This window comes from Pseudoalteromonas sp. SG41-2 (genome assembly GCF_014164535.1).
Lineage (GTDB): Bacteria > Pseudomonadota > Gammaproteobacteria > Enterobacterales > Alteromonadaceae > Pseudoalteromonas > Pseudoalteromonas rhizosphaerae.
Genome location: NZ_JACJFK010000008.1, coordinates 26363 through 41450 on the forward strand (window position 1 = coordinate 26363; position 15088 = coordinate 41450).

Annotated in this window: 15 protein-coding genes; 7 read left to right on the forward strand and 8 right to left on the reverse strand. The window is 42.0% G+C overall.

Annotated features, from left to right (window positions below):
• Positions 1-95: 95 nt before the first annotated feature.
• A complete protein-coding gene (locus H5186_RS08000) occupies positions 96-509 on the forward strand; it encodes a CBS domain-containing protein (protein WP_149982176.1) in 414 nt (137 codons plus the stop codon).
• A 30-nt stretch (positions 510-539) separates the two neighbouring features.
• Here H5186_RS08000 and add read toward each other — a convergent pair whose 3' ends face one another.
• The 8 genes from add to cyaY form a co-directional block, all read right to left on the reverse strand.
• Positions 540-1541, reverse strand: coding sequence for an adenosine deaminase (gene add, locus H5186_RS08005; protein WP_182717469.1), 1002 nt, complete (start codon positions 1539-1541; stop codon positions 540-542).
• A 125-nt stretch (positions 1542-1666) separates the two neighbouring features.
• Positions 1667-4360 carry a CHASE domain-containing protein gene (locus H5186_RS08010; RefSeq protein WP_182739434.1) on the reverse strand — a complete coding sequence of 898 codons (2694 nt, stop codon included), beginning with the start codon at positions 4358-4360 and terminating at the stop codon, positions 1667-1669.
• 38 nt (positions 4361-4398) lie between these two features.
• Positions 4399-5508 carry a heme biosynthesis HemY N-terminal domain-containing protein gene (locus H5186_RS08015; RefSeq protein ID WP_182717471.1) on the reverse strand — a complete coding sequence of 370 codons (1110 nt, stop codon included), beginning with the start codon at positions 5506-5508 and terminating at the stop codon, positions 4399-4401.
• Entirely contained in the window at positions 5505-7370 is a 1866-nt protein-coding gene (locus H5186_RS08020; protein ID WP_182794316.1) for a uroporphyrinogen-III C-methyltransferase, read from the reverse strand. Before H5186_RS08020 ends, H5186_RS08015 begins: the two co-directional genes overlap by 4 nt.
• Entirely contained in the window at positions 7371-8309 is a 939-nt protein-coding gene (hemC, locus tag H5186_RS08025) for a hydroxymethylbilane synthase (protein ID WP_149982317.1), read from the reverse strand. It abuts the gene before it with no gap.
• Positions 8310-8371: 62 nt separating this feature from the next.
• Complete coding sequence (locus H5186_RS08030) at positions 8372-9274, reverse strand: DUF2914 domain-containing protein (protein WP_182739436.1); 903 nt, start codon at positions 9272-9274, stop codon at positions 8372-8374.
• A gap of 25 nt (positions 9275-9299) precedes the next feature.
• Positions 9300-9956, reverse strand: a complete 657-nt coding sequence (locus H5186_RS08035; RefSeq protein ID WP_149982182.1) for an alpha/beta hydrolase — start codon at positions 9954-9956, stop codon at positions 9300-9302.
• A complete protein-coding gene (gene cyaY / locus H5186_RS08040) occupies positions 9953-10276 on the reverse strand; it encodes an iron donor protein CyaY (RefSeq protein ID WP_145239944.1) in 324 nt (107 codons plus the stop codon). Before cyaY ends, H5186_RS08035 begins: the two co-directional genes overlap by 4 nt.
• Positions 10277-10424: 148 nt before the next feature.
• On the opposite strand from cyaY, the gene H5186_RS08045 reads away from it, so the two are divergent.
• From H5186_RS08045 to H5186_RS08070, 6 genes are all read left to right on the forward strand, one after another.
• Positions 10425-10619: an LPS translocon maturation chaperone LptM gene (locus H5186_RS08045; RefSeq protein WP_149982183.1), complete on the forward strand. Its 195-nt coding sequence runs from the start codon at positions 10425-10427 to the stop codon at positions 10617-10619.
• Positions 10619-11872 carry a diaminopimelate decarboxylase gene (gene lysA, locus H5186_RS08050; protein WP_182717474.1) on the forward strand — a complete coding sequence of 418 codons (1254 nt, stop codon included), beginning with the start codon at positions 10619-10621 and terminating at the stop codon, positions 11870-11872. Before H5186_RS08045 ends, lysA begins: the two co-directional genes overlap by 1 nt.
• A 62-nt stretch (positions 11873-11934) precedes the next feature.
• Positions 11935-12765, forward strand: a complete 831-nt coding sequence (dapF, locus tag H5186_RS08055; protein ID WP_145239950.1) for a diaminopimelate epimerase — start codon at positions 11935-11937, stop codon at positions 12763-12765.
• On the forward strand, positions 12762-13394 hold the full coding sequence (locus H5186_RS08060) for a DUF484 family protein (protein ID WP_182794317.1): 633 nt from the start codon (positions 12762-12764) through the stop codon (positions 13392-13394). Before dapF ends, H5186_RS08060 begins: the two co-directional genes overlap by 4 nt.
• Positions 13391-14356 (forward strand): tyrosine recombinase XerC, encoded by a 966-nt coding sequence (locus H5186_RS08065; protein WP_182717476.1) that lies wholly within the window; start codon positions 13391-13393, stop codon positions 14354-14356. The genes H5186_RS08060 and H5186_RS08065 overlap by 4 nt, the downstream gene beginning before the upstream one ends.
• Before the next feature lie 12 nt (positions 14357-14368).
• Entirely contained in the window at positions 14369-15082 is a 714-nt protein-coding gene (locus tag H5186_RS08070; protein WP_149982187.1) for an HAD-IA family hydrolase, read from the forward strand.
• Positions 15083-15088: the final 6 nt, after the last annotated feature.

Here is a 15088-nt window from a genome sequence, read left to right on the forward strand (position 1 = left end):
TGTTGTTACCTATCAGCGCAATCAACATAAACAATTTCACAAACGGCCAATCCTTAACCATACTTTGAATAACTCATTAATTGGGAGAGACCCAAATGTTAAACACCAAAGTAAAAGATTTTATGCAGCGCAAGTTACCGCATATAACCCCTGAAACCGAGATGACCACAGCAATTGCAGAACTACAAAAATTCAAACTACTGGGAGCGCCAGTGTTTGATGATAATAAATGTTTAGTGGGCTTTATTTCTGAGCAAGAACTGCTAAAACCGTTAATGCAAAATAGTTATTTTTGTGACGGTGTGGTTAAGGTTTCACAACTGATGCAAACCGAGGTTGTAACCGTCAACGGCGACACCAACATAATGGAACTTGCAGAGCAAATGAAAACCGGTAAGCCGAAAAACTACCCTGTTGTAGAAGGCACTACGGTCATAGGCATGATAGGCCGTAGTGATATTCTTAAAGCCATGTTTGATAACTACCTAAGCTGCCAACGTGAGCATTAGGCGCATAATTTAATGGCTTGTGCATCGTAACTATCGAGCAGCGACTGCTTGCTTTAGTTGCTGTTTTTCAGCATCACTCAAGTATGCAATATCAAGTGCATTGGCTTGGGCTTTTTCCATATCAGCCTGAGTAAGGCCTGCAGCAGGTCCTGCAACCATGTATTCATGTTCAATTTCGATGCCTTCCACTGCGGGATCATCGGTATTAATACACGCTAAAATACCATGATCTAAGAAGCGCTTCAGTGGATGCACATCTAAACTGGCTACTGTGCTGGTTTGCACGTTACTAGTTAGGCACGATTCAATACCTATGCGTTTATCACGTAGGTAGTCCATTAGCTTGGCATCTTCAATAGCTTTGACACCATGGCCAATACGCTCAGCACCTAGCTCATTGATTGCTTGCCAAATACTGGCAGCTCCCAGAGCTTCACCGGCGTGAATCGTTGCGCTAAGGTAAGCATCACGTACTTGCTTAAAGTGATCGACAAATAACTCGCCCGGAAAGCCAATTTCATCACCAGCTAAGTCCACTGCAACTAAATCATTTTTAAACACGAGTAAGGCATCTAACTCTTGCTGGCAAACTTTAGTGCCATAAGTACGTGATAATATACCAATCAGGTTAGCTTTAACCGTGCTACTTTGAGTCGCACTTTTAATACCATCAACTACAGCTTCAACCACACCTTGTGGATGTAAGCCTTGGCTTTGTGCCATGTAGTAAGGGCTAAAACGCAGCTCTACATAATCAAGACCTTGTGCTTGCGCATCTTCAATATTTTCGATAGCAATACGCCGACACGCATCGTAATCACCCAATACCGTGACGCCCCAGTCAAGCTTTTGTAAAAAGGCCATTAAGTTAGGCTCAGGATCGATAACTTGCACATGCGGTATTAAGTCTGCAACATTATCAGCAGGCAGCTTAATATTGAACTGACGACCTAAATCAAGAATAGTTTGCGCGCGGACATTACCATCTAAATGGCGATGGATATCTAGCAAAGGGAGTTTTTTATTGATCATAATTAGCACTCAGTTCAGTTAATTTGCGCGGATCATACGCACTTAAATCGGTAATTCAAGTTTAGATCATTTTGTTTGTATTATTGAGGTCATTTGTCAGCCCCGATCGATAAAAGTACTAAAAATTAATCAGTACTCTGTTGTAGGTAATGCCATATGGTTTTAAATAGCTTTTCGGCATCGATTGGTTTTGTTAAATAGCCATCCATACCAGCTGCGAGAGCTTTTTTAACATCATCATCATGAGCATTTGCTGACAGAGCAATAATAGGAAGCTGATGTATAAATAGCTCATCACGAATCACTTTAGTGGCTTGCAAACCATCCATATTAGGCATTTGAATATCCATAAGCACTAAATCATAACGGGTTTCAGAGACCTTCTCAATGGCTTCAAAACCGTCACTGGCAACATCAGCAATACACCCTTTGGTTTTTAATATAGCGGTAGCAACATGTTGGTTTAGCGGATTATCTTCCACCAATAGGATCTTAAATTCAGCAAGCGATAAAGTACTCGTGTCAATCTCAGCAAAGAGAGGCTCTAATTGCTCGGCTTTAGTGAGAGGCGAGATACGTGGTAAGGTAAAAGTGAAAGTTGAACCTTGTCCTTCCTCACTTACTAAACTAATATTTCCTCCCATCAATTCAACCAACTTTTTGCAAATACTTAACCCCAAACCTGTACCGCCGAACTGTCGCGAGGTAGAGCTATCGGCTTGTGCAAATGGTTGAAAAAGTTGCTGTTGAGCTACTTGGCTAATACCAATACCAGTATCACTGACACTAAAGTAAGTGACGTCTTGCTGCTGCCATACTTTGAGTGTGATTGTGCCTGTAGCGGTAAACTTAATCGCATTATTTAATAAATTTAGCAAGACCTGCTTTAAACGTATTGGGTCGCTATCTAGCTGTAGATCTGCGCTGTTATCTAGTTCTAATATTAATTTCAGCGACTTAATGTCAACGTCGAATTGCACCAAATTAACTAATTCATCAATAAGCTGATTTAACTCGATAGGCTCTTGTATTAAATCGAGTTTGCCAGCTTCCATTTTAGAGAAATCGAGTACATCATTTAATACTCGCAGCAACACACTCAGCGCACCATCAGCTTGTTCAATATAATGGCGGGCTTGTTGCCAATCTTGCTGCTGCAACGCTAAATAATGCAGACCTTTAATGCCATTGATCGGAGTACGTACTTCGTGACTCATATTCGCTAAAAACTGGCTTTTGATTTGACTTGCTTCATCTGCTTTTTGTTTTTCTTGACGCAACACTCGTGTTTGTTGAGCAACTTGCTCGCGCACCTGAATATTGGTGCCGGTCACTGAGATTAAAAAAGTGATCAGTAACCAAACAAATAACATCCCTAATATTTGTGCAAACCAGTACATTATCCATGACGTTTGTGTTGTTGGTTCAAATAACTGAACTTGCCAAATTCGCTGCCCGATAACTAACTGGTATTCACTCAGCAGTTCGCTATCGGTGCGAGATGCGCGGTAGATTAGTTGTCGCTGCTGCGCATCAGTCACATCGTAGAAGTGCATACTTATTTGACTGCGATGATTAAACTGCAAAGTATCAGCCAAGCGCGCTAAGTTAATAACGCCAACCACAAAGCCCCTAAAATCACCTTGCATATCTAAGTCACCAAAAACCGGAAAGAAAAATAATACCCCAGTATCATCATTGTTGCTTTGTACAAGCTTCATCGGCTCGCTAATAATCAACTCATTCAATGCTTTTGACATCATCATCACATCACGGATTTGCGCATTTGAGGCTAAATCAAAACCTACTACCCCTTCATTACCCAACATCGGATGTACATACTGTACAGGGTAATAACTGTCCCGTTTCGTCACACTCTGCCATTGTTGCTGGGGTGATTGCTCTTTTATATAAAATTCATTAAAGCCTTCTAGACGAATTTGTTGTTGGTATTGAGCAACCGTTGATAAAGGTACATTTGGCACCCATTCTAGGGCAAGTACTTCATTGCTGTAATTAAGTTGAGTTGTAGTAAAACGCTTAAATTCAGCGTAACTGACTTCATCACTACTGGCAAAAAAAGTAGAAAGCAGAGCTAAATGCGCCGATACCTCATCTAATTTATGATTTATTTCCAACCGCACTTCAGCTACTTTTGCTTCTTGCTTTTGAATATCTTTGTCTTTTTTCACACTTGCCGCAGCATAAAAGCTAATACTTATAACGACATAAATAAGGATTGAAGGTAAAATTACTTGTAAGCGATGGCGCATCTGCTCGTAATTAAAAGCCGCCAATATTAACGGTGTAAAAATTAACACCCCAATACTGTCGCCAATCCACCACGCCACAAAGTTATCAAAAGCGGTATGTACCGGTATTATATTATTGGACACCAATAAGCTAGTGCCTATCGCTGCAGCAATCACACAGCAAGCAGGCCCTGCAATGATCAAGCTTTGTACACTGTGTTTTAAAGAGGATAAGTCTAGCGGAGCTTTAATTATTTTAACGATGCAATAGCAGCCTACCCAGGCCTGCAAAACGGCTGCAAAAGATACAGCTAAAGCTTGTAAGAAAACCTGCCAATGCAGAATATCAGCAACACGATCGAGATGAATCATATTGGTGAGTAAAGCACCGAGCAAAACCCCAACTAAGGCGCGTCGCCCGCACAATAAAAACCCTGCAAGGGCAATGCCTGATGGTGGCCACGAAGCCACAGCATAACCATCAATAGCGAGCAGCGAATTACTGAAAAACCCAGTAATAAAATAAGCAAAAGTTAAACCAAACGTCAGAGTAAATATATTTTGCAATGCTCTGGCGCTCCTATTCAGGCCTCAACTAACTGTAATTACAAATAAAGGTCGAGTGCTTTTTGGGGTTGTGCGCTTTTACTATAACTAAGCTGTGCTTGTACTAAATATTCTTTGCTGTTCTCTGTGTTTAACGCTTTATCGAACACCCGAGCAGCAAGCTCATACTCACCATGAGCATTAGCTAAGCATGCAAGTGCCAGTAACAATGCTTGATTATCCGGCTCTTTTTTTAAAGTATCTTGTAAACTCGCCTGTAACTTTAATGCGTCTCCAGGGGCGGACACTTTTAATATATGTGCAAGCTCAATATGCTGCTCTGGTTTTTTCAGCATTTTAAGTAAACTTAATTCAATCTCATTTAAACGCCCAGCTTTTGCCATCGCAGCTAAGTAACAGCTATGCGCTTTTACTTTTACGTTTTTAGATAGTTGCTGATACTTATCGGTTAATTGCGATTCTGGCTGTGCCATAAAGTAGGTGGTTAATAATATCGACCATTGGCTATCTGTTAACGCTTTTTTACTTAGTAAACGCGGCATAAACTGCTCAAGCGCAGTCCATTTTTGCTGTTGCACAAGTACTTCGGCATACAATTTCAGCTCCAGCGCGGTGGCTTTTTTAGCTTCCGCTAACGCTTTTAATTCACTGCTTACTGTGCTGCAATCACCACTGGCTAACCAGAGTTTAGCCGCTTTTAGTTGGTTTTCTGGTGAAATTTGGTCAAGTAATCCAATCGCTTTGCTTGTGTCATTATTTTGTAAAGCCGCTTTAGCTAATAACGCATAGCGCACATCTTGCCAATTATCAGCCACGCTATTGTTCCCCAATGCCAGTTCTAGCTGTTCGCTATCACCACTGATCAGACTCCATACAGCTTGTTCAATCGCCGCTTGTTTACGCTCTTCACTGCGGGCAAAAAAACGATGGCGAGTATTGCTGTATAAAGACAAAATATAACGAATAAGCTTATAAGTTAAATACAAACCCAGCGCGATAACCAAAATGGTCGCGCAAAAAGCAACGATAGACCCTTCAATAGTAGTTTTATTAAACGAAATTAATACATAACCCACTTCACCTATTAACATAGGCGATAAAGCAAGTAATACAGCAACTGCTAAAATAACCAATATTAAGCGGATCATTTTGCCCACTCCTTGATCTGCTCAGTACTTTGCAAAGTGATAGCTGGACTAAAGTTTAACTGCTCTTTGCTCAACTCCTGCAGCGCTTTAAGCGTACTTTTAGTTAGTGCTTCATCATGTTGGAAATAATCTTTTACTAATACTTCGGCTTGACTCAGAGCAGTAAAATAAATACTGGCTTGTTTAGTCAAAAGCGCATCTTGAGCTTGCGATAAATATAAACTTAATCGCTGTTGGATCAAATGACGCTCGTACTCTGTCAATAAAGGTTCAATAGCAATATCTTCACGTTGGCGAATTTTAATAAAGTTATCTTTAAATTGCTGCCACGAATTAGCTAAATTTTGCTGCCAATCACTAACGTTTTCGCTCAATACATGTTGCTCTTTTTGATCTACTTCTTGTGGTAATGCCACCGCATTGAAAACGAGCTTATCTACTTGCCCAAGTACACCGTGCAGCTTTAAATAAATTGCTTCTATTGCAACCGGCTCAACAGTGCTAAGCGCTTGCAAATCTTGATAAATTGCTTGGCGAATAGCGCCAGTTCCTGGATGCTCTGCTAATAACGTATCTAATCGAGTTAATACTGCCGCCGCTCCATTATAATCATGCTCAGCCCACAGTTTAAACTCAGCCATACGCTGCAAACTAGTCACCTCTTGTGGATTAAGACTATATGTTTGTTGCTCTGCACGCTGCAAGGCGGCTGCTAATTGTTTTGCCGTGTTATCTGCATTTTCAGCTAAGCTAGCAACAACTTTTTGCTCACTATTAAACAGCGCTTGTTGCAAGGTTTGCTGCGCAACTTTCACTGCTTGCAGCTCTTTACCGAGTAATTGGTTGTCAGCTGATAACTGATTAACTAACAGATTTGCTTGCTGTTGTGTATGAAGTTTTTGGTAAAACTGAAAACCAACACCAGAGGCCACAATCAACGAGATAAGTAATGCTAAGCTGCCAGTTTTACTTATTTTTTGTTTGTTTTTTTGGTTCGTTTCTTGTTTCATAGCAAAGTCTTTTTTTGTTGCCGAAGCAGAGTCTGCAACCTTAGCATTCGCCTTGGTTGAACTGCTTGGCGTTGCTTTAGGGTCAGCAAGCTGTGATGTTGGCTTTGTATCTTCACTCATAATGTTACCTTCGCTAATACAAGTAAACATAGCGCTATCGCTTGCACCTGCAGCAATGTGTATATTTGCCGAGTCAATCTGTTGCGCCGCAAGGTATTCACTAATGCGAGCACTGGCAACATAAAACTGGCACTGTCTGATCCACTCTAATTGTTTTGCGCCCAGTTCACGAAAAATCGCATCAACTGCCGCATTACTTGTTATGACTATACCTTTAACATCAAGGCTTTGCCAGTGGTCTAGCCAGTCAGTTGCATTACCTTCTACAGGGCCTCGTTGATAAACCACTAAATTATTTAAAAATGCCCCACGTTGCTTTAAGTTTTTTGCAATCGTTGCTCGGCCATCTTTACCTTTGACCAACACTATATTTAGACCATCAACTTGCTGTAATGATTTTAAAGCCAGTAATCCTTCAGAATCATGCAGTTTAGGCACGGCTGCTCGTACGCCAAATGCCTGCCAAATGGCTTCTGCCGTTTGTTCACCTACGGCATAAAATTGCGCTTTAGTATTGATATCGGGTTTAAGTGCCAACAATGCTTTGACAGCATCTTGGGAGATAAAAATAATTTTATCTGCATTCAGTAAAGGGGTCAGTTGAGTATTATCTGGGGTTAAGTAATCAATTTTCAAAACCGGAAATAAAGTCGCCTGATAACCCCCTTGCGACAGTTGCTCTGCAAGGTCGGCGCCTTTTCCATGTGGGCGAGTTATCAGGATCTGTGACATTTATGCGTCTCTATATACTTCAGCTAAAATTTTATCTGCGCCTAAAGCAAGTAACTGTTCAGCCAGTTGCACACCAAGCTGTTCAGCATCAATTGCTTTACCACTGATCTCAGCGCGTAAAATTTCGCTGCCATCAATTGCGCCCACTAAACCACGTAAATGTACTTGCTCGCCATCAACTAAAGCATAAGCGCCAATTGGCACTTGGCAACCACCTTCTAAACGGCGATTCATTGCACGTTCGGCATTAACACGAATACGTGTCTCGTTATGCTCAAGTGGTGCGAGTAACGCTTGGGTAACCTCGTCATCAATACGGCATTCAATACCTACAGCGCCCTGACCATTCGCTGGTAACGATTCTTCTGGTTCAATAAATGCTTTAATACGGTCATGCATCTGTAAACGAATTAAGCCAGCAGCAGCTAAAATAATCGCATCATATTGGCCATCATCAAGCTTAGCTAGGCGAGTATTGACGTTACCGCGTAAATCACGAATTTCTAAATCAGGACGCAGTTCACGAATTTGACACTGACGACGCAAACTCGATGTACCAACAATAGCACCTTGTGGTAGCTGTGCAATGTTAGCAAAGGTATTTGACACAAATGCATCGCGTGGATCTTCACGTTCACAAATTGTATGCAGTGCTAACCCTTCAGGAAAATCAACAGGTACATCTTTCATTGAATGCACAGCGATATCTGCACGGCCATCTAACATGGCCTGCTCAAGCTCTTTAACAAATAGTCCTTTGCCACCGATTTTTGCAAGTGGTGTATCAAGAATAATATCTCCTTGCGTCGACATTGGTACTAGCTCAACAGTAATGCCGGCATGGAAATGCTCTAGCTGTGCCTTTACAAATTCAGCCTGCCACAGTGCTAATGCACTTTTACGCGTGGCGATACGAATAAGTTGAGGTTTTTTTGTCACGTTTTCAGTCATAAAAGGAGTCCAATTAATTTTCTTTGCTGAGCCTAAAGGTGAATAAACACTTACTCAGCTAAAATGCGAAATTCTTTTTGTGCCAATAAATGGCCCTGTTCGTCAACAACATCAACACGCCAGTTGCCAACTTGTTCAGGTAAAATAGTTTTATTAGAGTAAGTGCGATACCGAGGAGACGTTACACCAAGCTCAATACTAGCTAGCACTTCATTTTCATAGCGCCAAACATGCTTGACCGTCTGCCCTTGCATATTTTTAAGCTCACTAAAAAATGCCATTGTTTCAGTAAATTCATTTAAACGCACATCCGCTTTAAAAACATTAACGGGTTCACGATCAACCACTTCACGGGTCAATACTGCGCGGCTTACTTTGTCGGTATCAATTTTTGCACCAAGAGCAACGCTGGCAATATGTGCGGATGTAGCAAAACTATCTGGTTGCTCCGCACTAACGTCACTTTCTACTGGCTCATTATTGGTATTTGTAGCAACAATAGTATTAGCTGCAAGTGCTTGGCTTTGTTCGGGCTGATTACTATCAACAATTTGCTGCTCTGGGCTATCAGTTATCATCGCCATTTTTAGCGATTCACTTTTATCATCCACTACACTAGCATCATTACCATCATCAGCAATATCAGTGAGTGTCGACGCTTCGCTGATTACCTCAAACTCTGTATTGTCTGCTACCGTTGTTGAAGATGCTAAAGGCGCGTCTTCTTCGCTTGTCTGTGCAACAGACTCGGCGGGGCTATCAAGGGGTTGTTGTTGATCATTTTGCTCAGCATTAACGGAGCTCAACAGGCTATAAGTAAAAATAACTAACGCAAATATCATCAGTAGCGTAACGGTAACAATGCGCTGCCAATGCCATTGATAGGTTACCTCAGGCGCGATAGGTGCAGCCTCTCGACTCATACTTGCAGTGATCACTATTTTTTGTTTCATTTTAGCCTCGGCTACTCAACACTATTTAACTTAAGCGCGCGATCAACCAGTGGCGAATAGCCATTAGTTCTTCCCCGCAGAGCTGATGGCCCATTGGGTAATCTTGCCAACTTACATCCATGTTATGCGTTGTAAGTATGTCAAACGCATGACGACCTGCATCATAAGGTACTACTTGATCTTGGCTACCATGAGCCATAAATACCGACAAATCTGTATGTTTAGCTTCAGCCGTTAACTTATCTGGCACGCACATATAAGTCGAAAGCGCCATTACACCTGCCAGTTTCTGAGTTAAACGCGGTGCTAAATGTAGCGCAATAACGCCACCTTGAGAAAAACCAGCCAATATTATTTTATCTGCAGGAATACCTTTACCAAGCTCTTGCTCAATCAACTGCTCAACCTTCGCCGCTGATTCGCGTACCCCAGTTTCATCAGCACGCTTGTCTAGATCCATAGATTTAATATCATACCAAGAACGCATTGCCATACCACCATTTATGGTGACCGGTTGTACCGGAGCATGCGGGAACACAAACCGCACACCTAATTCATCAGGCAATGCAAGTTGCGATGCGACAGGTAAAAATCCATCGCCTGAATCGCCTAAACCATGTAACCAAATAATCGTTGCTTGATGCTGGCCTTTTGCCGCGTATTCTACAAACTCTAAACTCATAGTGCTGATTGCCATTCTACCGTTTGGCCAGCTTGACGCGTTGTTGCTTCATTCATAAACTGCCAAAATTCTGCGCCCGAGCGATTATCAATCCACTTATCGCCACGCAATTCAAAATGGTGACCATTAAACTTAGTCGCAACCCATACTTGATGCAAAGGAGCTTGCTTATTAATCACAATTTTACTGCGATCAGCAAAAATAATCTCCAAAATACCTTGTGCAGATTCATAGTCTAAGTCAGCTTCACAGTCATCCACTTGTTCTTCAATGGTAAACATAAGAGCTTCGGCTAATTGGTGGTATTCATGATCAGTCATTATTGTTTCCTTTTACGGGCATTTAGCCAGATATTCGGTACGAATTGCATGCAGCTAGTGTAACAGGAATAAATTCATCCGCGAATAGCTGCATTTTTTAGATATTCTGTTAATCTGCGATTATAAAGCCAGCAACACGATTAATCTAATGAAAGAGATGCATCTTAAACAATTAAAACGACTTTCCCCACTTGGTGTACTACTCATCACTTTAGCTGGCTGCGGACAAAGCGGGCCACTGTATTTGCCAGAAGATAAAGCCGAGCCAAATAAACCACAACAAGTAACAACTCCAGTTACGCAAACACAGTCATCAACAACTGAATCGAAACAGGACCAATAATGGACTTTTTTGACTATAAAAATAATCAGCTGCATGCTGAAGACATCGCTGTCAAGGAGCTCGCCGCACAATACGGTACGCCTTGTTATATATATTCTCGCAAAACCTTTGAGCGTCATTACCTTGCCTTTGCACAGGCCGCAACCAATCATAAAAACTTAGTTTGCTATGCTGTAAAAGCCAATTCAAACATTGCTGTTTTAAATGTGCTGGCACGCTTGGGCTCAGGTTTTGATATTGTTTCTAAAGGTGAGCTTGCCCGCGTCATTGCGGCCGGAGGCGACGCTAGTAAAGTGGTTTTTTCAGGGGTTGCCAAAACAGCTGAAGAAATTGCCTACGCACTCAAGCTCGGGATTAAATGTTTTAATGTTGAGTCTGTCTCAGAGCTAGATCGTATTTCACACGTTGCCAGCGAACTTAATTTAGTCGCGCCAATTTCAATTCGTGTAAACCCTGATATCGATGCGAAAACCCATCCGTATATTTCAACGGGTTTAAAAGAAAATAAATTCGGTATCGATATTCTTACTGCAACAAGTGTTTATCAGTATGCTGCGTCATTGCCTGGCCTAAAAATCACCGGGGTTGATTGTCACATTGGCTCACAGCTGACTGAAATCAAACCATTTCTCGAAGCACTAGACAAAGTGCTGGCTCTAATTGACGATTTAAAAGCCAACGGTATTGAACTCAGCCACTTAGATATTGGCGGCGGTTTAGGCGTACCATACAATGGCGAAGCGCCACCGCATCCAAGTGAATATGTGGCACATATCACCGATCGTTTAACTGATTATCAACACTTAGAGCTTATTTTTGAACCGGGCCGTGCGATTGCTGCCAATGCGGGTATTTTGGTTACAAAAGTTGAGTTTATAAAACAAAACCAAGATAAGTTTTTTGCAATCGTTGATGCCGGTATGAACGATATGTTGCGCCCTGCTTTATATCAAGCATGGCAAAAAATTGTGCCGGTAACGCCTCGTAATGACGACACACCCACATACAACTTTGATATTGTCGGTCCGGTGTGTGAAACCGGTGACTTTTTAGGTAAAGATCGCCTGTTAGCCTTACAACAAGGTGATTTACTTGCCCAGCGCAGCGCTGGTGCCTACGGCTTTACCATGAGCTCAAATTATAACTCACGGCCACGTGTGGCAGAGATCATGGTCGATGGCGAGCAGAGTCATTTGATCCGCGCGCGTGAAACTCTGGAAAGTCTATGGCAAGGCGAGAAAATTTTACCATAAACTTTTTGTAACGAGGCTGCTCTGTGGCATGATTAGCGCAGAGCAACCCGAATTAGAGCGCTATGTTAGTTAATTTTTCCAAAATGCACGGCCTAGGCAACGATTTTGTTGTAATTGATAACATTACACAAAACGTTTTCTTGTCACGAGACCAAATAAAAAAACTGGCAGATCGCCATTTCGGCATCGGCTTTGACCAACTATTAATGGTTGAAGCGCCTTATTCTCCCGATCTTGATTTCCATTATCGTATTTTTAATGCTGACGGTAACGAAGTAGAACAATGCGGCAATGGTGCTCGGTGTTTTGCCCGTTTTGTACGGATGAAAGGCCTTACAAATAAACATAAAGTCACCGTATCTACCAAATCAGGTAATTTAACCTTATACATAGAAAAAGATGGCCAAGTCACCGTCAACATGGGTCACCCTAATTTCGAACCGAGCAAAATTCCACTCAAAGCGACTAAGCGTGAACTGACTTATATTATTCGAGCAGAAGAACACACCGTATTTAGTGGTGCAGTATCAATGGGTAACCCACATTGTGTACTTGAAGTTGATGATATAGAGACAGCTGACGTCAGCACTTTAGGCCCGCTACTTGAAAATCATGAACGTTTTCCACAGCGCGTTAACGTGGGGTTTATGCAAGTGATTAATTCTGAGCATATTAAATTGCGAGTTTGGGAACGTGGCGTTAACGAAACGCTCGCCTGCGGTACAGGCGCATGTGCAGCAATGGTAATTGGCCAAATTCAAAGTAAATTATCCACTACAGTACAGGTCGATTTACCGGGCGGTAGTTTGCAAATTCGCTGGCAAGGTGAAGGCCATCCAGTGCGAATGACCGGCCCTGCAGAGCATGTATTTGATGGGCAGGTCGCTTTATGAGTAACTCAAACGACCAAGTAACTAGTGAGCAAGTGAGTGAGTTTTTACAACAAAACCCATTGTTTTTAGCTCAAAATCCAGCACTATTAGCCCAACTTGAGCTGCAGCAAGTACAAGGCGCAACCTCATTGGTGCACATCCAACAGCGTCAATTGCGTGAACACAACACCATGTTGAAAAGCAAAATTGACAGCTTAATTAAGCACGCAAAAGAAAATGAGCTAATTTATAGCTTGTTCAGCGAGTGTCATCGCCAGCTTTGGACTAACTACGACTTTAAAACTTTAGCAATAAACTTACGCAATATTATTTGTACTAATCCGGCGATTAATGAATGCCACTTGCTTAAGTATGATAAAAAGTTTGCGCAACTAATTGAACACCGCTTAGAGCATAATGGCGTTTATCTGGGTCGCGTAAATCAGCAAGAGCGAGATTTACTGTTCAGCCCTGCTACACAATCAACTGCGCTCTATTTAATTGGTAACAGTCAGCACCCTATCGCTATTTTGGCCTTTGGCAGTGATGATGAAAACCACTTCGAACCGGCAAAAGATAGTTTATTTGTACTTGAGTTTGTTCGCTCACTGCAACTTAGACTGTTGGAATTGGAACTAGAGCAGGCATGAGCGAGCAGCAGCCGCCAAATGTTGAGCAATTATGTGACAAACTAAGCGATAAGTGGCGCACGCCAATCCTATTATTTAGTGATTATCTGCGCTTCGAAAGACAATACTCACCACACACTATCAGCCAGTACACCAGCCAACTTAACTTCGCTGCATTGTATTTCAGCAAACTGTGTAATGATTGGTCAAGCGTACAGGGTGAGCATATACGCCGTTACAGCATGCAACTTAGAAGCAAGCAACTAAGTGGCCGTACGATTAGTTTAAAGCTCAGCTGCATTCGCAGTTTGTATAAGTTTTTAAAAACCAAAGATATCAGTCAACAAAACCATTATCATAATCCGGCAGAAGCAATCAAAGGCCCCAAGTTTGCCAAACCCCTGCCTAAAAACCTTGATGTAGACCAAATGGCACGGTTACTTGATATTCACGATGATGATCCTCTTGCAGTTCGCGATCAGGCGATGATGGAGCTGATGTATTCATCTGGCTTACGCATTAGTGAGTTAGTTGGTGCCAATATACAAGATATAAATCGCAGTGCGGGGGAAATATTAGTCCGCGGTAAGGGCAACAAAGAACGCCTGTTACCAGTGGGAGGCAAGGCGCTAGAATCATTAAATAAATGGCTTAAACTACGCCCTCAATTTGCTCATCCAGAAGAAATTGCAGTATTTGTCAGTAGCAAAAAGTGCCGTATTTCAGCACGTCACGTTCGGCTTCGCATGCAAGAGTGGGGAATAAAACAAGGTATTAGCAGCCAAGTACACCCACATAAATTACGCCATTCATTTGCATCACATATTTTAGAATCATCGGGTGACTTGCGAGCAGTACAAGAGTTATTGGGTCACAGCAGTTTATCGGCCACCCAAGTGTATACCCATTTAGATTTTCAGCATTTAGCTAAAGTGTATGACAACACGCACCCTCGCGCTAAAAAACGTTCAAATACCGACTAGCCAGGAGCTTATATGATCCGCTTTAATCGTGCCATTTCACCTTTTACCGTATTGAGTTTTGACTTAGACGACACCTTATACAATAACCATCCGATAATTACAGCAGCCGTTCAAGCACAGATAAATTATCTAAATGCATTGCCAAACTGGCAAGCACAAGGTAAAGACTATTGGCAACAATGCCGTGAGCAGGCGCTACTTGATAACCCCGAGTTAGTCGACAATGTTACGCAGTGGCGCAAAAGCACTCTGCGTACAGCACTGGCAAAGCTTGGTTATCAAAACGCAGAGCTCGAACACCATGCTAATAATGCTTATCAAGCATTTGCTGATGCCCGCAGCCAAATTGTAGTGGATGATAAAGTGCTCGATTTACTTTCACAACTGAGTAAACGCTATCGCTTAATTGCTATTACCAATGGTAATGTAGAAATTGAACGTTTTAACTTAAATGGTGTATTTGAACTGGTTTTACAAGCAGGTATTCACGGTAAAGCTAAACCTCATACCACGATGTTTGAACAGGCCGCCGCCGCGCTTGGCGTCCCAACCCAGCACATTTTGCACATTGGTGATAGTTTAGACACCGATGTACAAGGTGCGCATAATGCGGGTTGTCAGTCACTTTGGTTAAATGACCAACCAGCTAAATATGCCTACAAAGGCTTAGCCGATATTGAAATAACTGATATTCAAGCGCTTAAACACTTTTTAAGCCAGCCATAATATTCT